This window comes from Parapedobacter soli (genome assembly GCF_025460835.1).
Lineage (GTDB): Bacteria > Bacteroidota > Bacteroidia > Sphingobacteriales > Sphingobacteriaceae > Parapedobacter > Parapedobacter soli.
The window spans coordinates 54,745-76,230 of record NZ_JAMXAY010000002.1 but is presented as its reverse complement, the minus strand read 5'-3'; the positions used below and the strand labels follow the sequence as shown (position 1 = coordinate 76,230).

Below are 21,486 nucleotides of genomic sequence, written 5' to 3'. Positions count from 1 at the left end.
TTGCATCCGCATCAGCTGAAGACACAACACTGCTGTACGGACTGCCGCCAATCGCGGCACCATCAAGCGTGATGGCAACCTGGTCAGTGCCCGCAACAGTCGGTGTATAAGTAGCCGTGTAGGTGCCATCCCCGTTATCGGTGATAGCGCTTACGGTCGCAGTAGCGTTGGCGCCTGTCAGCGTGATAGCAAGGTCAGCTGCAGCACCAGTAACAGGGTTGTCAAACTCATCCAGCACGATGACCGTGATGGTCGTCACATCACCCGCAGTGCCTGCCGGTACCGACGCGGTCGTATTGGTCTCATCGGCAGCAGCTGAAGACACAACGCTGCTGTACGGACTGCCACTGATCGCGGTGCCATCAAGCGTGATGGCAACCTGGTCAGTACCAGCAACAGTCGGCGTGTAGGTCACTGTATAGGTGCCGTCGCCGTTATCGGTGATAGCGCTTACGGTTGCAGTAGCATTGGCGCCGGTCAGCGTGATAGCGAGGTCAGCTGCAGCACCCGTAACAGGGTTGTCAAACTCATCCAGCACGATGACCGTGATGGTCGTCACATCACCCGCAGTGCCTGCCGGTACCGACGCGGTCGTATTGGTCTCATCGGCAGCAGCTGAAGACACAACGCTGCTGTACGGACTGCCACTGATCGCGGTGCCATCAAGCGTGATGGCAACCTGGTCAGTACCAGCAACAGTCGGCGTGTAGGTCACTGTATAGGTGCCGTCGCCGTTATCGGTGATAGCGCTTACGGTTGCAGTAGCATTGGCGCCGGTCAGCGTGATAGCGAGGTCAGCTGCAGCACCCNNNACAGGGTTGTCAAACTCATCCAGCACGATGACCGTGATGGTCGTCACATCACCCGCAGTGCCTGCCGGTACCGACGCGGTCGTATTGGTCTCATCGGCAGCAGCTGAAGACACAACGCTGCTGTACGGACTGCCACTGATCGCGGTGCCATCAAGCGTGATGGCAACCTGGTCAGTACCAGCAACAGTCGGCGTGTAGGTCACTGTATAGGTGCCGTCGCCGTTATCGGTGATAGCGCTTACGGTTGCAGTAGCATTGGCGCCGGTCAGCGTGATAGCGAGGTCAGCTGCAGCACCCGTAACAGGGTTGTCAAACTCATCCAGCACGATGACCGTGATGGTCGTCACATCACCCGCAGTGCCTGCCGGTACCGACGCGGTCGTGTTGGCAGCAGCGGCAGCACCGGGCGATACCTCGCTATCAAACGGTGAGTCCTCAATGGCAGCACCGTTAAGCGTGATCGTAATCTCATCATCACCCGTAACAGTAGGCGTATAGGTCAGCGTATACGTGCCGTCGCCGTTGTCAACAACATCCACCACAGCACCGGCATTGGCGCCACCAACCGTAGCAGCAACCGTCGCACCCGCTCCTGCGGGCCCAACAGGATTGCCTACGGCATTCTTTAACATGACCGTAATGGTCGTTACCTCACCAGCCTTACCATTGGGTACATCAGCAGTCGAATGAGAGGCCGAGTACCCTGATACATCAAGATTGAATGTCTTAGAAACGGCCGCATCGACATCATCTTTGACTATAATTTCAAAAGTAAAGGACCCAAGCTCTGTAGGTGTCCCGGAAATGGTACCGTTATCCGTATCTAAATTCAATCCCACTGGAAGTGTACCACCGGATATCTGGAAAGAATAGGTCCCAGTTCCACCCGTCACTTCGATGGTGACAGGACCATAGGACTCAGCGACCATCCCTTCACTCAGAGGAGAGGTACTCGTAATAACAAGTGCATCATTTGTCGTAATCGAAAGATCCTTAGTCGCCGTAAAGTTGTCCCTGTCTTTAACTTGAACAGTGAAGTCGAATTCACCCGCCACAGTAGGCGTACCGCTGATAACTCCCGTGGAAATATCAAGACTCAAACCATCAGGAAGTGAGCCGCTGCTGACAGACCACGTATAAGACGGTGTACCGCCTGTGGCAGCCAGCGTGCCGCTGTACCCCGATTGACTTATGGTCCATTCAGGAAGTGTCGACGTGGTAACAACCAGCTCGTCAACAAACGTCACTTGAAGAGGCTGGCCATTCATAACCTCATCACTATCAATATAGGCATGAAGTGCCGCCAATCCTGCTCCTGAGGCAGACAGCGCAACGCCCGCAATTCCAGAAGCATTAGTCACAACCGTTACTTCGTTCGACGATCCAGGGGTAAATAATCCGTGAGAAGTTTCAAATTTGACAGAAACCCCAGCTTGCAAAATATTATTTCCATAAACATCACGCAACTGTACAGAAATCTGCGAAGTAGAAACACCGTCTCCTTCCACTAAAAGAGCATCCGCAGAAAGAAGAGATCCATTCGCACCTAAATTGATGGCCGCAGGACTGACGGTACTTGGAAATGGTGAGCTGCTAATCGCTACCCCACCCAATAAAATCTCAATTTTGTCGTTACCAGCAAGCGTTGGTGTATAGGTAAGCGTGTAGGTTCCATTGCCATTATCTTCCACTTGGACAGTCATGGATGTATTTCCTTCAATGATTGAAGCTGTCACATTTGCACCACCTACACCCACTGGATTGCCATGTGCATCACGGGCCGTCACCGTTATCTCAGTCTCCGAACCGGCTGTACCATTAGGTACATCAGCCGTCGAATGCGCGGCCGAAACCGAGCCAGCGATAAAGGTTACCGTGACTTGTCCGATATACGATCCGCTTCCATTAACACCTAGATAGGCTCTCACAGTACCGGAGCCCAGCGAAGCAGGCGCTGTCAGAATCACGGTAGCTTCACTACTTGCGTTTGTTTTCCAAGGGCCTGCTGCTAAAACACCCGTCCCGCTCGAAAGCTCGAAGTAGATATCCTGATCCTCTCCTACCAAATTTCCTTCCGCGTCTTTTACAATCACCTTAACGGTCGATGTACTTGACCCGTTGGCAATGATTTCCAATGGATTGGCAGAAACCTCTGATTCGCCTGCGTCCGCGATACCGGCCGACAAGTCAATGACATCAGAAGTCACTGAGGTTAAACCGATAGCTTGAAACTCAATCTCGAAATCCCCCATTTCACCACTGATGCCGAGATTCGTAAAGGTCGCCGTACCGTTGACATCTGTATTTGCAGTAACGGAACCAATGAGGGTGCCATTACCCGAGCTAATCACCGCAATGATTTCGACATTTTCTGTAGAAACCGCATTTCCGTTGATGTCTCTCAACTGAATGATGGGCTGGGTAACGAATGAAATCCCGCTTTGGGCCGATAAAGAAGGTTGTGTTTCAACGGATAAAGCTGAAGCAGCACCGGGAATATAGGTAACATCGACAGAGCCGATCACATCAGTGGTCACTCCATTGCCAAGGTAACCTGTGACAGTGATGGTATTTGCTTTCGTGGAGGTAAGTGTCGTTGTGGCAACACCAGAGGAATTTGTGTCCCACGGTCCGCCTCCCAACACACCTCCATCTCCGGAAGATATAGCGAAAAATACAGATTCGTCTGCTAATGGATTACCTGAACCATCTCGGACGGTTATAGTAAGCGTGGAAGACGTGCTACCATCGGCAATGATGTCATTTGCACCACGTTCAATGGTCGATTGTGCCAAGCTTGGCGGACCTGCAAGCACATTGATGCCGGTTGGTGCCGAAGAAGTGTATTTCGGAGTGGGATCGCCTTCATTTTCATATAGAAAAACCTCTATGTTTCTGCCTGATTCTGCGGCGTGCAAAATAAACCCAGGAATCTGAATGAATCCATTTTCGAAGTTTTGGCTCTGGCCACCTGGTAAAACGGGAGCATTTTCGCCGATAGAGCTTGCATCGGTCGACCACGTTGTATAATAATTCGACGGATTAACGTTGGTTAGTTCGTTGCCATTTGCATCCATAAAATAAACGCGCACCGCAAACGGCGCACCAGCGGAAACTTCTGAAGTAGAGGTGCCTCCGGTGGGATTATTTGTATCCAATACTTCTAAGTGAATATGATCTATGGAACCAGGAATTACATCAAAACTCAACGTATTACTCAGAATCGGTTCGTCAGGGACTGGTTCGATTTGAGCCCGAAGCACAATGGCTCCCACCATATGCCCGGTCGGTTTGAAAGTTGCTTTACCGCCTGCAGCGGGCACGGACAACCCATCTCCTGGCCCCAGCGAACCATCGCCACTCGAATTACTTATGGACACCATGAGCACACTGTGGGTGCCACTCACAATGGTATTACCTGCCGCATCTTGAATGGTGACGATAACGGTCCTTTCTTCGCCGGAAGGAAGTGGATCAGTATCACCCTCCAGTAGCAATTGCGCAGCGATTGGGGAATGAACGACGGTAATCGTTCCGGATGGAACAGGATCCGCAGAAACATCACTTGCAAGTATAGTCATCGTTCCGACCTTCGCGGCTGTGAAGGTGGCAGATCCATTTGAATGATTCTCCAAATCGCCAGAAACAATGCCGCCTGAAAAAACCTCTAGACTGAAAATAGCATCAGTCACCAATTCAACAAAATTCCCGTATCCATCACGTGCAATGGCATAAACGGTGAGATCGTCGCCTGAAGTAATTGTTTGAGGCCCAACTTCATTACCACGCCCGTCATTGGCTGTCTCTACAAAAATTTGAGTAGCGTCATTTGCGACCACATTGCTGAGGAATGGGCTGCCGGGAATAGCAACGGTTTGAATCACTATGGCAATTTCGTCTTCGCCGGCTTTGGTGGGTGTATAGGTGACCGTATAAACTCCAGATCCCGCTTCCGTGAAATCCATGATCTCCTTGTCTGCATTTGCACCCGTTACTTCGGTGGTAAAATCGTCAGATACAAGGCCAGTAACGCCATTTCCCGCAGCATCTTTTATCGTAATTGTAATCGTGGTTGCGACTCCGGCCGTGCCTTCGGAAGGTACATTTGCAGTGCTTTGACTCGCATCCGGTAGTCCGTGTCCAAGTGCCACAGCAATGGACTGTAACGGTGTCAAATTTTCACCACTAAATTGGAGGTAATAATTGCCCGTCGATCCAGAAATCACTAGGTTAGTGAACACCACTTGACCGTTTGCATCGGAAAGCAACGACGTGCTACCGGATAACGTTGCTATTTCGGCATCGATTGGCACACCATTTTCATCGACCAATTTGACTACTATCTCTTTGTTTTCTTCGGCAACCACATTGTTGAATTTATCCACAACCTGAACAATCGGTTGCTGAGTCAACGCAATACCGCTCTGTGCCGAAGCAGAAGGTTGCCGATCTATTTGGAGTTTCTCGGAGTCGCCTGGATTAAACTGCACAACTTCAGTACCCAGTAAGGTTCCTCCTTCGGTATCCTCGCCATCATAAAGTTGAATAGTCGCGTTTCCGGCAAGTTGAGAACTAAAGCTTAACGTTGCTTCTCCGAATTCATTTGTCATGATGGTAAGTTGCGAACCACTTTCCTCACCATCATCAAGGGTTCCAAGGTTGGTTGTAACGGTAACGGTAGCCTCGGGAATTACATTGTCATATTGATCCCAGACCTCGATTGTTAGTGCCGTGCTTTGACCGACGTCTAACACGTCGTCATTCGCAGAAAATTGAGTAGTTACAGCATCCGCTACATCGGGAATAATCGTAATAACGTAGGTATCTGACCCCACATCCGGTTCACCCGAATCCCAAGTGGCGGTAATGGTCTGATTGCCTGCGGCCGTATTAGAATACCTAAAATAGACCGGTTCACTTTCATCCGCATTGCTCCCCGCTAATACAGTGATGTCTGTAATCTCGTTACCACCCCTATCATAAAATTTTCCGTTACCTGTCGAGGTTAAATCGAAGGTCATATTCGTCTTTACCCGGGTCGGCGCGTAATTCCCATCTAAAACTTCAAGTTTGAATAAATCCGGCTCAGCATTTGAAGAAATCTCACCTGCGGTCAAATTATTGGTTAGCCCAGTAAGGGTGATATGCATAGGAAGACTCCAAATAGCCGCCCGTAATGTTGATAATGGACTATTTACAGGTAGCGTCAGATTTCGCACCTTATTGGTTTCGGAACCCGTACCAGGCCCTGTCCAGGCGTGAAACTCCGAAATGACATCTTCCTCGTCTTCTTCTACCGTTAATACAATTGGTAACGTAACGGGAAGGTTTTCCCAGGTCTTTTCATTCTCTCCATTTTTCTCAACCTCCACTTCATTTCCAAAAAAATCTTCAAACGATTGTTTATTGATCCAACTTTTTCCAAGACTTGACAAATGCAAATCAAAGTCTTCAAAAGCATCAAAAATTTCATTCCAACTTGTATTGGTTCCCTTACTTAATGTTACCGTGCCCTGTCCATTTCCCACAAATTCAAGCTCCAAATTAACAACACGATCTTCGGTAAGACTATTCAATGTTGCTCCGACAGGCGGAAAATCTCCAAAATAATTTCCGGAGATATCAAAACTTCCACTATAGCTTATATGTCTTTCGTTATCTGCACCACCCTGATTAATATTATTGACAAATCTATTATTCTTAACGATCCCTGCCGTCGTCTTTTGTAATCGAATAGCTCCGCCAGGCGTTGTCGGACTGGCATCACCGTCATATTCGAGCATTTCATTATTATATATGTCACAGCCATATATAATGACCTTCCCCTCCACCACATGAATTCCCCCTCCCTCTCCCCGTGGTGACGCAACATTTGTCCGAGCTCTATTATCATTAATTTTTGAATTAATAATTCGGTGGGTGAATGTGCTATTCGCCCCCCCTGTTAAATTGGGTCGATTATCAATAAAAATGGCACCCCCATGGTTAGCAGAAGTATTATTTTCGAATTCCGAATCTACTACTGTCAATTGGGCGAACTCACCCTGGCTGTTGATTGCCCCCCCTCGTGCATCGCTTGGTGCTTCATTTGTTGGTATAACATGATTATTTCTGAAAACACTATTGTAAACATATAAAACCCCATCGATATTGTATATTCCTCCTCCTCTACCAGATTGCCCCCCCGTATATCTAATATTATCCTCAAACAAGCAATTTAGTACGGTAAGTGTGACATTCATACCCATATAGACTCCTGCTCCTTCATCTGTCGCTCTTCCTCCCGTTATCGTTAAATTTTCAAACAAGACAGAGACCGGGGAAGCACTTTGGGGTATCAAAAACACCCGTGAGGTAGTACTTTGGGCTTTATTCAGTTTAATCGTTGCACCGCCACCAACATTCCGAATCGTCAAGCTCTTCGTAACCTCCAATTGTGCTGTGATTGTATGTGTACCATCAGCCAATTGAATAATATCTCCACTATTTGCGGTATTAATGGCCGTTTGAATATCCCCGCCCACCGGGACAGTGCGAATTGTCTGCCCCATCACTGGTCCGAGACCAAGGGTCAGCCAAGTAATCATAAGCGAAATTGCATGGAAGCTCAACGAAACGCCCCGCCTGTGTTTCAATTTCAGTTGCGTGCATGTCGGGGAAGCGGGTAAGGTGTTATGGGATTTATGAGTTAGCATGGTTCAATAAAATCTTATCGGTAGCGTTATGAGGCTTGAATCGGACCACTTCTAGGCATAAATCCCATAAATGTTGTCAGTCGATCTCATAGTATATATTCTTCTGGTAGTACACGATTGCGTGATAACGCTACAAAACTATCACGTCAGCGAATACATTCCCCCACCCAAATGGGTGGTTTTTCGGATAGTGGCGGTAGTTCTTCATTAAAGGGGCTAGTGGCTAAAGGGATTCAGAACGGTTTAGACTAAGGAAGAACATGCATCCGGAACCGATACCAGCGTTGCGTTCTACCTCCACAACATGGGGAATCTGGTATCGGCCGGAATACATGTTAGGCTGTCAGGTTGGCCGCTTATATTTATTGATCAATTCCGTCCGGCTGTTGATCTGCAGCTTGCCATAGATATTGCGGATGTGGTATTTCACCGTATCCACACTAATATTGGCCTGGGCGGCCACTTGTTTGTACGAAAATCCGTCTTGCAACAGCGACACGATCTCGATTTCGCGGGGTGTGAGCCGTTCGGCATCCGCAGTATATGGCTTATCCAAATACGGATTGAAATGGCTGATGACCATCCGGGCCACATGCGGACTCATTACCGAACCGCCATTCAGCACTTCCACCAACTGCTCTTCCATCTGCGGTAGCGGCGTGTTTTTCAGCAGGTAGCCGGAGGCTCCCGCACACAGGGCTTGGAAAATCGCATCCTTATCATCAAACACGGTGTACATGACCACCTGCGTGGACGCCGAACGCCGCTTCACATACCACGCTACCTCAATGCCCGATTTGCCCGGCAACCCGATGTCACACAATAACAGATCAATGCGCTGGTCGGCCCAGTTTTCGATGAACTGCTCGGCCGAATCGGCCGTTAGCATCAAATCGAATCGCTCAGATAGGTCAAAAAATGAGGTGAGTGAGTCGAGTATAACCCGCCTATCTTCGATAATGGCCAACGTCTTTTTATTTGACATCATGATCGCGTTCTTCATCCAGGTGAGTACAAAAGTAACGGATGTTTCGATATCTTTTCCCACCCATATGGGTGGTTCTTTAAAAAAAGGATAGCGACGGCTTAGTACTTGTTCACCAGCTCAGACCGCGAATTGACCTGTAGCTTGCTGTAAATATTGCGTATATGGAATTTTACGGTATCCACGCTGATAAAAAGCCGCTCGGAAACGGCTCGATAGGTTGCCCCGTGCTGCAGCATCGACACAATCTCGATTTCCCGCTGCGTGAGCCGATCGATTTCTTTATTCTCTTGCTTATCCAGCATCGGATTGAAATAGCTGACGACCATCCGCGCCACCTGCGGGCTCATTACCGCCCCACCATCCATCACCTCCAGCAACTGTTCTTCGACTTTGGGCATCGGTGTATCCTTGAGTAAATAACCCGATGCGCCTGCACAAAGGGCTTGGAAGATGGTTTCCTTGTCTTCGAACACGGTAAACATGACGACTTGCGTAGCAAACGATTTACGTTTTACATACCAGGTTGCTTCTATACCCGATTTGCCGGGCAGGCCAATATCGCAAAGCAGAATATCGATACGTTGGTCTTTCCACATATCCATAAAACCTTCTGTTGATGTGGCTAAAAACAGCAGGGTGAATTGGGAAGACTGCTGGAAATATGTTTCCAACATTTTCCCAACGATCGGGTTATCCTCGATAACAACCAAATTGAAACTTCTATTTTTCATAATTGTAGAGTAAAAGCTATTCCAGTTGATCGGGAATAGTGTTGTTCATGGTGCCAACAAAGATAGTATATCCAAATTACGATAATACTACCCTTTTAGTGTGGTTTTTAAATATCAATCGGAGCGCCACAATCGCGGACCGAAACAAACCCATAAGCTAAATAGTAGGTAAAGCCCACCTATCCATATAAGTTGGTCAGCGTCTCGCAAAATATATGATGCCTGTAATTGGTTGAACAGAATATTCATGACCATGCCTACTTGTATTGCGATAAAGAGCGAATAGATGATGGTCAAGGTGTACAGGGAGAAAAGAAGTCGACGGGATATAACGCCATCTTCGGTATCTGCCATAAATAATGCGCGCCATTGCGCCAGCAAATAAGCAAAAGCCAATAGCAGCCGGATGATATAATGCCACTGTTGGTTGATAAACCCATACTCGTGTTCAAACCCTGTCCGGATGTTGGTTACCAGCCGTACCATAAGGGCTTGCTTTTCAGCGCTGCTCGTCAGGGCGTAGGGCATGATGTCTACCAGCCCGAAGACAAACGGAGCCAAGTGCAGGTACCAGTAGCGGGGCAGCTTGTGTATTTGCCGCAGCCTGAGCTTCACATAAAAAAACATGCACGGAGCAATCAGGTAATACAGCGGGATACCTTTATTGTAAAAATTGGGAACGTGTACCACGCTGCCCGTAAGTATCATAAGGTATATGAATGCATACCAGCTGACGGCGAACAAGGCGACGCTGAGCACTAGGGCAGCAACGTCTTGCTTCCGCCGGTAATCGACCACCCTCAGCACGATTCCCAGCGCACTGAATATGATACCGACAATGCCAAAAAATAGTACCCAGCCCCCCATAATCAGCTCCGCCGCTTAAACGGGTTCACGAAAAAAGCACGGCGGGTAGGCACCATAACCGACACCCGGTAGCCCGTGGACTCCATGCCGGCGGTAAAGGTTGCGCCAAGCTGTGCCGCACGCAGCTGCATGTTCCGCTGGCCGTGTCCCCTGCGGCCCGTGGGCCGCCCCACTTGCGACCTATCGACGCCATCGTTGTAGATCTCCATCTCGATATGGCCGCCGATGTGGCGCAGTTTGATATGAACGTCCGTCGCGGCCGAATGTTTACAGATATTATGCAGGGCTTCCTTGAAAATCAAGTAGAGGTTCTGCCGTATCTTCTGCGATATCTTACGGTCGTCGTGCTGGTCAATATCGAAGGTTACCACCGCATCAAGCGGTTCCAGCAACTGGGCGGCGAGAAACTTCATGCGGTCACTCAAATTACCTTGGTGGTTGTTCCGCGAGTCTACAGCCCAGATAATATCGTCCATCATCTGGATGGCTTCGCGACTGTAAGCCCCAATTGATTCGACGGAATTCATACGGTGGTTCTGGAGGCGCAGGAGATCGGTTTGCATCGATATGCCCGTCAGCAGTCCACCCACCTCATCGTGCAAGTCACGCGAAATACGGCGCCGGAGCCGTTCTTCACCCTTGATTTTCCGTGTCCGTTCATAGACGATATAGCCCGATACCACCCCTATAAAAAGGATGACCAGCACATAGAATGTGAGCGTCTCCGTAAAAACCGGCACTTTGTAAACCAGCCAGGTATGTTCGGATGCAGAGCCACCGCCGGTCGCTGCCGCCATCTTAACCGACACCTCGTATTCGCCCGCAGACAGCCCTGATAGGTTAATCTGCGCCGACGCCGGCATGTCCTGATATTCCATCATAAGGGGCGCAATCTTAAATTGCATACGATATACCTTCCGGTAGGAGTCGGGTCGCGCGAAGTCCATCGAAAACCATACCGCATCTGAAGGTAACTCGAGGGTATCACCCAGCTGCATCCGGCCATAATCTTCTACGTAACGGTTCGAGTGCATACCGATTTTAACACCCGAAAGGCGGGGCTGTGGGGCGACCCGCTGGGTGGCGTGCAGCAATTGGCCGGGACGGAAGGAGACATAGCCGCCGATTCCGCCCATAAACAACCGGTCCGTCTCGGTATCGTAGTAGCTGGCTTGGTGGTTGAACTCTTCAAAGGGCAACCCATCCGTGTGGTAATAGTTGGAGATTATCCCGCTTTTACGGACGGATAAGCCCTCGTGCGTGCCCAAAAAAAGCGCCCCGCCTACCCAAGCCATCTGGTAAACCGTATTGCTTGCCAGTCCATCTTCGACGGTTATCGCTCGGGCGGGTTCCTTCCCGGCGATCAGGATGAGTCCACGCCCCTTTGTTGCCAAATACACCGTATCACCGCGCTGCACATGCGCGTAGATGTTGAGCTCGGTATTACCTGCGGGAAATACTTTCTGGAAATGACGCCTCTCCCAGGTGAAAAAACCCCGGTCGGCGGTAAAGGCAATGCGGTTTCCATGCACGGATATCGACTGCACACGCATACCGCGGCTGAAAAATCCGGATGCCGGACATACCAAGGGTGCCACCTCACCGGTCGACCGGGCATACGTCCATAGTCCGTTATAGGTCCCCACAAGCAGCGTGTCGGGCGCGTACTTTACCACGCAGTACGCCATGCCGGTAAATGTTTCACGGGTATGGGGCGCAACATACACGGGTGCGGCCGATACGTTACCTTGCACAAGGTAGGCAAGGAAGTCCCCCTCTAAAGCCACGCATGCGGTATCTGCCGACAAGCGGAGAAACGCATAATAATTGTTCTCGGGGGCTTGGACAAACGGCGCCACTTTGCCGCCGTCCGGTAAGGCATCCAGGTAACCGTAGCCTCCGAAATAATAGGTGCCATTTTGTTTAATCATGCCTCGGGCGCTTCCACAATCCACAAAATCGAACGCTATGTGCGATGGGAACACACTGTATAGGCCGTGGTCAGTACTCAACAGCCATTCATCACCGGCCTGCTGCCAGTCATTGAGCCGTTTATTAAGGATGTGTTCGTTGAATTGGTGGGTGCCTGAATCCAATAGCCGGAATAGCGTATCACGGCTGAACTCGAAATACTGGGTCTCGTGAAAAATGACCACCTTATCGTCCGTTTCAAACGACCAGTGGTTCCAGTTAGTAAAATCACGTGTGGGAAAAATGGGACGTGGCAGGGCACGGAACGCTGCCCCGTCATACACGTAATAACCCTGCGAATAAATGCGGATCAGGACACCGTTGTCAACTGGCAGTAAATCTTCCATGCGACTGAATAGACCGTCAGGGAACCTTGAAACGGTCTGCTTGCCCGTCGCGAGGTCATATCCATACAAGTTGTCGCCGAAGGCCAGCCACACCCCGTCACGATCGGCCACGAGAAGCCTGCCCACCGGACGGCGCTCGAAAACTGCATAGGGATCGAACCGGAAAAGCAACCGCGCGTCACGCTCACCGACCAGCCATACATTGCCACGCCTATCCGCCATGTAAAACACATCATCGGCTGCGAAAAAAGAAACCACCTGCCGTCCCGCCAGCTCCTCCATGGGATGGTCGCGGCCAGCGAACGACCACGTATTCAAGTCAAAAATCTTAAGTCCGTTGCGCGTACTGATCCACAGGCGCCCCCACGGGTCGGCATGCAGATCATCAGCTTCGTAAAACGGCAGTTCCTTTCCGTAAAGTTTTGCCAACGGGGTGACAGAAACACCGTCAAACCTCGAAATCAGGCCACCGGAAAGCATCCATACCATGCCAAAGGGATCTTTGGTAGCCCTTTGTATCATGGTGTGATGCTTGTCTACGCCGGGAAGCACCTGGGCATGGCGATAGGGCGATGCATCAAGACGGATTGCCGTCATCAGCATTAACATCAGCATACATAGCGCCCGATTCCTTATTCGTTTATCTGGTTTAGCATTCCCCATGGCGAGTAGAAGCGGCCCAAAGTTAACAAATTTGCCAACGCTTCAGCAAATCGACCTGGTTTTTTAGAAACTTTTGGAGTTTCAGCACGTTGCTTTTTGCGCTTTGCCCTTCAAATCAATACACGCTCTCTCCATCCATCAGCAGATCCTGCTGCTTTGCATCGCAAACAGCATAAGAAAAGCCTTTTTGCAATGAAAATGCACCATACTCGCCTTGCTTATTCAAGGCCAGAAAGCCGACCTGGATTTTCTTTGCGGTTTCGGGCTTCTTTTTGATGATGCGTACTACCGCCTCGCGGCACGCCTCGCGGGGCGACATCCCTTGGCGCATCAACTCAACGACCAGAAAACTGCCCACCGTACGGATTACCTCCTCGCCTACCCCAGTGGCCGTAGCTCCACCCACTTCATTATCCACGTAAAGGCCCGCACCGATAATGGGGCTATCGCCCACCCGGCCCCGCATCTTGAACGCCATACCACTCGTGGTACAGGCGCCGGAAAGATTGCCGCTGCTATCCAACGCCAGCATACCGATGGTATCGTGGTTGTATCGGTTGCCCGGTAGCCTATCGCTGGTAAACGACTTATTTTCAATATTGATAACGGGCTCATATTTACCTTTCTTCAGCCAAGCCTTCCAAGCAGCTTCGCTTTCGGGCGTAAGGAGTTTCTCCTGCTCAAAACCGTTTGCCAGGGCAAACTGCAGCGCACCTTCACCGACAAGCATCACATGAGGTGTCTTTTCCATCACCAGTCGCGCCACGGAAATGGGATGGGCAATATGCTCCAACGCGGCGACGGAACCACAGTTGCCTTTATCGTCCATGATACATGCATCAAGTGTGACATGCCCATCACGATCGGGATACCCGCCTTTCCCGACTGTTGGGTTGGCCAAGTCCGCTTCCGGCACACGCACGCCTGTCTCTACAGCATCCAATGCACGCCCCCCGCTCGCCAATACCGTCCAAGCCGCTTGATTGGCAGCTACACCGAAATCCCAAGTAGCTATTACGATGGGCTTATTGGTTCTGGCGTTCGAACGTGACTTTTCGTTACGCGCCGATGCCAAGCCGACAACCGAAAGAGCAGAAGCCCCCAGTGCCCCGGCCTTTATAAATAACCGTCTGTTAATCATTCCCTATTTTCTTGTTTCACGCCAGGCGCCTTGCATATTCGTGCGACATTACAGTATCAACGAATGATTTTACCATAAAAATTGTACAGTAACGATTTATAACCTAACTTCGTAGGAAACATATCCCATGATGAAAGCCCTTTATATACGCCTGTTATCACCATTTTTCTGTATTGTCGGTTTATCGGCCAATGCCCATACCCATTTGCAGGATTCTGCCGAGTACTATAAAATCAAGCACACTGTCGAAGATATAAAAATCCAATACGCCCCCGATGCGCGCACAGCCCTTTTTGAGCTGCATATACCAGAGGCCCCCTTCCAGCAGTATAGCATAATCACTACAGAACCGGAGGCTCGGGATGCTTTCCGCCGGTCGCTTGCCAACGCTGGTGTCTCCGAAACAAAGATAACGATAAATCTATTGCCCGACAGCAGTGTGGGGAAGAATATTCAGGGTATTGTCAACCTTTCGGTGGCAAATTTGCGCGTATCACCGCGCAACCAGGCTGAGCTAGCTTCGCAGGTATTATTGGGTACGACGGTCGATTTACTCCAGCAGCAAAATGGATACTATCGGGTTCGGACACCGGAAGGCTATATTGCTTGGGTGAGCACTTCTTCCATCACTCCCGTTCCTATCGAAGGGGCTGAGGAGTGGAAATCGGCCAAAAAGGTCATCTTCACCGCCGACTTCGGGCACTCCCATACACAGGCTGATGCCACGTCGTTACGTGTGTCTGATCTGGTTATGGGCGACTTACTGGTTGCATTGGGGCAAACCGGCGGATTCTACCATGTTAAATATCCGGATGGGCGCCTTGCTTATATCGACCAGGCGTTGGTCCGTCCTTTCGACGAATGGTTGGGCACCAGGGATCTAACCGGCGAAAACATACTAGCCATTGCAAAATCCATGATGGGTGTCCCCTATCTTTGGGGTGGCACGTCGGTAAAAGGCGTGGATTGCAGTGGTTTCACCAAAACCGCCTATTTTATGAATGGCATCATCATCCCGCGGGATGCATCTCAACAGGTGCTTGTGGGTGAGCCCATCGATATATTATCGGCCGACACGTTAGACACCGATAAGGCCCTGCGGAACCTGCGACCGGCCGACTTACTCTTTTTCGCATCCGGCAAAGGGCGGTCGCCCGACGCCAGGATTACGCACGTGGCGCTGTACTTGGGCAACGGCGAATTCATCCATTCTGCGGGAACAGTACGAATCAACAGCATGTTACCGGACGCACCGAACTACAGCGATTTCCAGTCGCGAACGTTGGTGAGTGCACGCCGCTACGTCGGTCAGGAAGACCCGGCCCTCCAAGCTATTTCATCGAATCCTTTTTATCTTTCAGCCACCGATAAAAAAAGAAAATAACCATGCAAGCCATCACACGGAAATTCGGAAAATTTACGTTGAGATACCGCCCATATACCCTCGAGCTCCGCCATGTGTTTACCATTGCGGCAGGCTCGCGTAGCACGACACCGGTTGTTCTCACCGAATTGGAATACGATGGAACCGTCGGTTATGGCGAGGCATCGATGCCACCGTACCTCGGCGAGTCCCATCAAAGTGTATCGGCATTCCTAGACCGGGTGGACCTTTCGGGATTCAACGACCCCTTCCATACTGCCGATATTCTAACTTATATCGACGAACTTGCACCCAAGAATACCGCAGCTAAAGCATCGGTCGATATTGCACTTCACGACCTTTTGGGGAAACTCATGAACCAACCGTGGTATCGGATATGGGGATACAATCCGGCAGATACGCCAAACACTTCCTTTACCATCGGCATAGACAAGGCAGATGTAGTACGGCAGAAAGTGCTCGAAGCAGCACCTTATAAAATACTCAAAGTGAAACTGGGTCTTGATACCGATAAGATGATGATCGAAACAATCCGAGAGGTCACGGACAAACCATTGTGCGCCGACGTGAACCAAGGATGGAAACAAAGGGAGGAAGGACTGGAAATGGCCCATTGGCTAGCCGAACGCGGCGTTGTATTCCTCGAACAACCCATGCCAAAAGAGCAGGTGGACGACAATGCATGGCTTACCGAAAACAGCCCGATACCGACTGTAGGGGATGAAGCCGTACAACGACTGGAAGACGTCCGCCGTGCATTTGGTGTGTACAGTGGCATCAATATCAAGCTGATGAAATGCACCGGCATGCGCGAAGCCCACCGGATGGCCGAACTGGCGCGCGCGCTCGATATGAAAGTGATGCTGGGTTGTATGACCGAGACATCGTGCGCCATTTCCGCCGCGGCACAGTTGTCGCCAGTAGTCGATTGGGCTGACCTGGATGGCGCGCTCCTCACCAGCAATGATATTTACCGCGGCATGGAAGTGGTAAAAGGTAAAGTAATCTTGCCCGATACACCGGGTATCGGAATCCGGCTGAACGGATAGACCGTCGCGCTGCCTGTTACGGTGCGGCGACAGTCTCAGCTTCCGTAAGTGCCTTCGTTGTTAAATAATACTTAGCGATCATATTGGGAACTTCCCATTCAGGCATCGCACCCGCATGCAGGAAGCCCAGGTATTTTTCAGCCACTTGTGCGAAATGCTCTTCATGCGTAGTAACCAGCGAGGGGCTTACGCTGATCCGATACCGGCCTGGAGCCAACCGCTCGAATCCCAAACCGTTATAAGTATTTTCCAATTGGTCCATAGCCTGAGCCAAGGCGGTTTCGAATGCAGCCTCGTCACGCGCGCCTGTAGACTCCACATACAGCACGGGCTTATAACTCTCCTCAGCCCCTTGCTTGATAATCAAGTTAGCATACGTCCCGCGCATAATCGAGTAGTGGGTATCGCCCGTACCTTGCGGCGCCTCAAAATTCCAGATCACAGACACCTTCGCGTGCACTCCTTTCAACTTATAATTGATTTCACCATTAGCGAATACCGCGAGGTTACCATCTTGGTTGACTACTTCGGTAAGGAACCCAGGTATCTCCTGCTGCCCCGTCGAACGCTGGAACTGGGCAGGGGTTAGCACCGTTGGCCACCGCCTGGCCGTTATCAGCTCAATATCCCCCTCATAGTCAATAATCTCACCTGGGAAGCTTTCCCACTGCACCAGGTCTACCAAATGGGTAGTTACATCAACCAGCCCTTCGCCCTGCTGCTGCGTATCATAAAACCACGTGGGTCGTACCAACGGCTTGCCCGATACTTCCTTGAAGAAATGGTGTACGCTCTCCTTCGTGATGGCCGGGTTTTCCGCAGTGCCTTTTTCAAGCTCACCAAAAAAATCGGGGATTTGCGATAGCTCTTTTTGCAACATCGTGTTGATTTCGTAGCGCTCGGTCATGATGTCATATAGCAGCACATTATTCTCTTCTGCCTTAGCAAAAGCATCGACCAATTTTGAAAAGCCTGCGGGATTGATTGCCATGGGCTTATCGGCAAGCACGTTCAATCCGGCATCGATAGATTGGGTGATGTAATCAATTTTATCGCGGTTATTGCCTGCCAGCACAACGACATTACCTTTCCGCTCTGCCAACATTTTCTTCAGAAAATCAGGCCCCGAATACACAACCTCATCCCAACGAGTTGGGTCGGTGTCGCGTGTATTATATTGGTCTATCAGTGCTAGGTGAGCTTGCAACTCACTTCCCTCCGGCGCGTACACATGCACTACGCTATCCACTTGCGGATACATGGTCTTTTGCACCAATGCCGCGTGGAAATGTCCCGGTGCTACGGTAATTAATTGGATATCTTTCCGATGCATATCATTATGGCTTGTGCTGCATGCTGCAAGGCAGGCAATCGCTATACATGAGACCAGCCCGTATTTTTTCTTCATCTATTCTTCGCTATTTGGATATTTAACTTATGACTTACGACTTATGACTACCCAACATACGACGTCCCATAGGGGAATCGCTGCGGGCGCGAGAGCAGTGCATTCGCTTCGTCATCGCCAATGAACTGTTCTTTACTGGCGTCCCACCGCAGTTTGCGCCCCAGTTTCATCGCGGCATGGGCAATTAGGCAGGCCGATCCTGAACGGTGTGCGATTTCGACATGGCTGATGGTTTGCTTACCATTGCGGATACATTCTAGCCAATTCTGATGCTGCTCGGGGCTTTCATAAAGCTTAGTTTCATTTTCGCCGATCACCGATTGGAGTATCTTATTGTCGCTCGCTTTGAACGCCTCGTTCTCCTTACCATCGGCTGCACCGGGGTCGGTAGCGGTAACCCCTACATTACCCCGCGACACGAATATCCAGCCTTCCGTTCCTTCAAACCGGACACCGTTCGGATATTTTCCACTGATTTGCATGACCACATCTCCCGGATATAGCATCTGCACTTCGAAGTCACCATGTACGTTCCACAAGCCCTCCGTCGGGAACGTAGCCCAACCTTCGGCTTCAAGTGGCCCACTCAACTCGGTATCCAACCCCCAGTGTGCGATATCCAGGTGATGTGAGCCCCATCCCGTAATCATGCCCGCACCAAATTGCTCGCACCGCAACCACCCAGGCCGGTCGTAAATATCTGTTTGTGAGTGGACCCTATCGAGTGTGTAAGGCACCAGCGGCGTAGAGCCCAACCAGCGGTCGTAATCGAGGTTATCCGGTATAGGCATTTCGGCAGGGTTCCCCCCTGCGGGGTCGCCCGGGAGCCCAACGATAACCCGTTTCACCGTACCGATCCGGCCATTACGCACCAGTTCGCATGTCCGTTTGAACTGAGGCCAGGGGTGTACCGAGCGTTGCTGGCTACCCAATTGGAACACAACGCCTTTTCGCGCTACGGTATCGGCCATCATACGCCCCTCCTGGATGGTTAGCGAGGTGGGCTTCTGCAAATAAATGTGTTTCCCCGCTATCGCGGCTTCCATCGCCGGTTGTGCGTGCCAATGGTCCGGCGTGCTGATTACTACGGCGTCGATATTTTTATCGGCAATCAAATCACGGTAGTCACCATACGTTTTTACGTCTACGGGTGATTTCCCTCCGTTTTTCTTTGCCTGCTCTTGTTCCAACCACTCCTTGCCCGCTGCGGCCCGGTTACGGTCCACGTCGGCCACGGCCATGATGCGCACATAATCGTGCTTCAATACCTCCGGTAGGTCGTGTGATTTAGCGATACGGCCAAAACCGATCTGCCCGATATGGATGCGGTTACTTGGCGCGTTTTTGCCGAATACCGATGCCGGAACGATGGTTGGAAATGCGGATGCCGCAGCCAACAGGGCAGCCCCACCGGCCGACTGTTTAATGAACGTTCGTCTATCTAATTGCTTACGTGGAGTATCCATGATGTACTATTTTTAAGGTTTAATTAATCGATTAGCGTTCTCTCACCTCGTCTTGCGGCGTAGATGCATAAGCCTTGCTATAATCTCGCTTCTTAGCTCCGGTTACCACCCATTCTATACCGCCGAGGATATGTCTCCTGAATTCCTCATCCATATAATCCTCTTTACTGTGGCCAAGCGACGTGTACCACGACCTGCCGCCATCAAACTCGTGGCACCATACGGATGGGAAGACATCACCAAAGGTGTCCAAACGGCGGTCATCTTCTCCTTTCAATGTCTTGGCATCGTTTACGGCCACCACGTGGAGGTTGACACTCATTTGCTTCAGGTAGTAAAACTCGTCGCCTTTTACCCGCACCCATCTTCGGGGCAAGTGGGTTACCGAAGGATGCTTCGCGTCAATGATATCGACAGTAAACGGCTGGTATTTGTCGTGCCAATAAAAGGTTGCGCCCAATAGCTGTTTGAACCATTTCCATTTGCGCTCGGTGCCCGAAGCCGAATGGATTCCCACGAAGCCACCGCCCGCTTGTATATAACGCATCAAAGCCACACGTTGTGCGTCGGTGTCAAAAACATCATTATTGGTGTTTGAAAAAACCAGCGCGTCGTATTTCTGGAGATTCTCGTCGGTGAATACAGACGGGTCGTCGGTGGCATCGACAGAGAAGCCATGTTGATCGCCCAGTGCTTTCAAAGCGATGACCGAGTTCTCGATGTTGTCGTGTACAAACCCGACACCATTTTTGGTATATACCAATACATTAATCTTTTTCCAGTTTACAGACTGTGCAATTGCTGCTCCTGCAAACAGAAAAAATGGTAGTGCAATTAGCGTTGCACGGCTAAGCCGCAAAAGAAAGTTGAGTTTCATAATTGTCTTAAAAAATTATCACTTCAGCCACCCAGAGTTCTATCAATTGGCAAAAGACTGCCAAAGCTGTTCCGCCTCACCTGCCGATAATGTGCCATCAAAAACAATGAGTCGATATTGGAGGGTATATTCTTTTCCCGCTTCCAAAATCCAATCTTTGTTTTTGGTCGGCGAAAAATTGAAGAATTGGTCTCCACGGCCGCCGTTGGCATCTTCGGGCCATATCCGCACCGGCTCGGGAAAATTGTAATTTTGGGGATGGGAAAGAAAAAGCACACCTCCTTCACCATTCCCCAGCTGACCAAACATGATTGTCCAGCGCTCAAGCGAACCGTCTGCATCCTTGCGGGTTTTGCCAGTTGACGTCAGCACACCGCTATTCGTATTGGTCCATTCGGGAGTTGCACGAAAGCCCAGTCCGGCGTAACGATATTCCTTCAATATGACATCGATATCAGTTATCGGGGCTAACGTAGAGCGGATGTCTACAGCATATTTATTGGCATCCAGCTGTGAAATGGCGATGCGCCAATTTTCCTTCATGATGGTAGTCTCCTCGCCTTCGTTAAAGATAACGTGGTGGTGCACCGCTTCGAAGCCTGCATGTTTGTTATCCTGGAAGATTTCGGCAAAATCCACAAAGCGGACTGTCCCTTGTTTATCGCCGATATTCCATAAATCGTACAATTTACCATCATATTCCACACGGGTCCAGGGGTTCCACAGACCATAATGATGGTAGTGGTCCGCCGGTTGGATAGTGGTGAGTGTTTTCCCGCCCAATGTTTGTAATGGGTGTATGTATCCCGAACGGCCATAAGCGGCACTTACCCCTTGGGGCGGGGCTTTCACGGTGTATCGGTAGGTGAGCAATGGCTGTCCCTGCCGATTACTTAACACCAGCTCATCTTTCCCTTTCACCGCTGAATACGGCTGGTCGCTATCAAATGGCTGGCCTGACGCCGAGAGTGCCCAAACACATACACAAAAAACCGGTACTATTCTCTTGAACATTGATTCGATAGATTTACAACTAATTCAACCATAAAGTTATCAAAAATCCAACCGGTTTGGATATTGTCCATGT

Annotated in this window: 12 protein-coding genes; 2 read left to right on the top strand and 10 right to left on the bottom strand. The window is 50.3% G+C overall.

Going from position 1 to position 21,486, the window contains the following annotated elements:
* From NGM62_RS22340 to NGM62_RS01400, 6 genes are all read right to left on the bottom strand, one after another.
* A partial coding sequence (locus NGM62_RS22340; protein WP_449301300.1) for a beta strand repeat-containing protein occupies positions 1 to 3,889 on the bottom strand: 3,889 nt, incomplete at its 3' end.
* Positions 3,890 to 7,850: 3,961 nt separating this feature from the next.
* The gene (locus tag NGM62_RS01420; RefSeq protein WP_262245405.1) at positions 7,851 to 8,555 is read right to left on the bottom strand and encodes a response regulator; all 705 of its coding nucleotides are present in this window, start codon (positions 8,553 to 8,555) and stop codon (positions 7,851 to 7,853) included.
* A gap of 38 nt (positions 8,556 to 8,593) precedes the next feature.
* Complete coding sequence (locus NGM62_RS01415; RefSeq protein ID WP_262245404.1) at positions 8,594 to 9,226, bottom strand: response regulator; 633 nt, start codon at positions 9,224 to 9,226, stop codon at positions 8,594 to 8,596.
* A gap of 114 nt (positions 9,227 to 9,340) precedes the next feature.
* Positions 9,341 to 10,093, bottom strand: a complete 753-nt coding sequence (locus tag NGM62_RS01410) for a hypothetical protein (protein ID WP_262245403.1) — start codon at positions 10,091 to 10,093, stop codon at positions 9,341 to 9,343.
* A gap of 2 nt (positions 10,094 to 10,095) precedes the next feature.
* A complete protein-coding gene (locus NGM62_RS01405; RefSeq protein WP_262245402.1) occupies positions 10,096 to 13,026 on the bottom strand; it encodes a sensor histidine kinase in 2,931 nt (976 codons plus the stop codon).
* Between the two features lie 163 nt (positions 13,027 to 13,189).
* The gene (locus tag NGM62_RS01400; protein ID WP_262245401.1) at positions 13,190 to 14,215 is read right to left on the bottom strand and encodes a N(4)-(beta-N-acetylglucosaminyl)-L-asparaginase; all 1,026 of its coding nucleotides are present in this window, start codon (positions 14,213 to 14,215) and stop codon (positions 13,190 to 13,192) included.
* A 127-nt stretch (positions 14,216 to 14,342) separates the two neighbouring features.
* Between NGM62_RS01400 and NGM62_RS01395 the strand changes: the two genes are divergently transcribed.
* Both NGM62_RS01395 and NGM62_RS01390 read left to right on the top strand, forming a co-directional pair.
* A complete protein-coding gene (locus NGM62_RS01395; protein ID WP_262245400.1) occupies positions 14,343 to 15,599 on the top strand; it encodes a C40 family peptidase in 1,257 nt (418 codons plus the stop codon).
* Between the two features lie 2 nt (positions 15,600 to 15,601).
* A complete protein-coding gene (locus NGM62_RS01390) occupies positions 15,602 to 16,648 on the top strand; it encodes a dipeptide epimerase (RefSeq protein ID WP_262245399.1) in 1,047 nt (348 codons plus the stop codon).
* A gap of 16 nt (positions 16,649 to 16,664) precedes the next feature.
* Here the strand turns inward: NGM62_RS01390 and NGM62_RS01385 are convergent, their stop codons facing one another.
* From NGM62_RS01385 to NGM62_RS01370, 4 genes are read right to left on the bottom strand one after another with little or no spacing between them, the layout of a single operon-like run.
* Positions 16,665 to 18,056, bottom strand: a complete 1,392-nt coding sequence (locus NGM62_RS01385) for a putative oxidoreductase C-terminal domain-containing protein (protein ID WP_262245398.1) — start codon at positions 18,054 to 18,056, stop codon at positions 16,665 to 16,667.
* 47 nt (positions 18,057 to 18,103) lie between these two features.
* A complete protein-coding gene (locus NGM62_RS01380; RefSeq protein WP_262245397.1) occupies positions 18,104 to 19,522 on the bottom strand; it encodes a Gfo/Idh/MocA family protein in 1,419 nt (472 codons plus the stop codon).
* A 31-nt stretch (positions 19,523 to 19,553) separates the two neighbouring features.
* Positions 19,554 to 20,399 (bottom strand): ThuA domain-containing protein, encoded by an 846-nt coding sequence (locus NGM62_RS01375; protein ID WP_262245396.1) that lies wholly within the window; start codon positions 20,397 to 20,399, stop codon positions 19,554 to 19,556.
* Positions 20,400 to 20,441: 42 nt separating this feature from the next.
* Positions 20,442 to 21,413 carry a DUF6807 domain-containing protein gene (locus NGM62_RS01370; RefSeq protein ID WP_262245395.1) on the bottom strand — a complete coding sequence of 324 codons (972 nt, stop codon included), beginning with the start codon at positions 21,411 to 21,413 and terminating at the stop codon, positions 20,442 to 20,444.
* Positions 21,414 to 21,486: the final 73 nt, after the last annotated feature.

Coding starts and splice junctions, on each gene's coding strand:
- NGM62_RS01400 (WP_262245401.1), bottom strand. CDS start 14,215: ATGATTAACAGACGGTTATTTATAAAGGCCGGGGCACTGGGGGCTTCT.
- NGM62_RS01385 (WP_262245398.1), bottom strand. CDS start 18,056: ATGAAGAAAAAATACGGGCTGGTCTCATGTATAGCGATTGCCTGCCTT.
- NGM62_RS01375 (WP_262245396.1), bottom strand. CDS start 20,399: ATGAAACTCAACTTTCTTTTGCGGCTTAGCCGTGCAACGCTAATTGCA.
- NGM62_RS01370 (WP_262245395.1), bottom strand. CDS start 21,413: ATGTTCAAGAGAATAGTACCGGTTTTTTGTGTATGTGTTTGGGCACTC.
- NGM62_RS01395 (WP_262245400.1), top strand. CDS start 14,343: ATGATGAAAGCCCTTTATATACGCCTGTTATCACCATTTTTCTGTATT.
- NGM62_RS01380 (WP_262245397.1), bottom strand. CDS start 19,522: ATGGATACTCCACGTAAGCAATTAGATAGACGAACGTTCATTAAACAG.
- NGM62_RS01405 (WP_262245402.1), bottom strand. CDS start 13,026: ATGCTGATGTTAATGCTGATGACGGCAATCCGTCTTGATGCATCGCCC.
- NGM62_RS01410 (WP_262245403.1), bottom strand. CDS start 10,093: ATGGGGGGCTGGGTACTATTTTTTGGCATTGTCGGTATCATATTCAGT.
- NGM62_RS01415 (WP_262245404.1), bottom strand. CDS start 9,226: ATGAAAAATAGAAGTTTCAATTTGGTTGTTATCGAGGATAACCCGATC.
- NGM62_RS01390 (WP_262245399.1), top strand. CDS start 15,602: ATGCAAGCCATCACACGGAAATTCGGAAAATTTACGTTGAGATACCGC.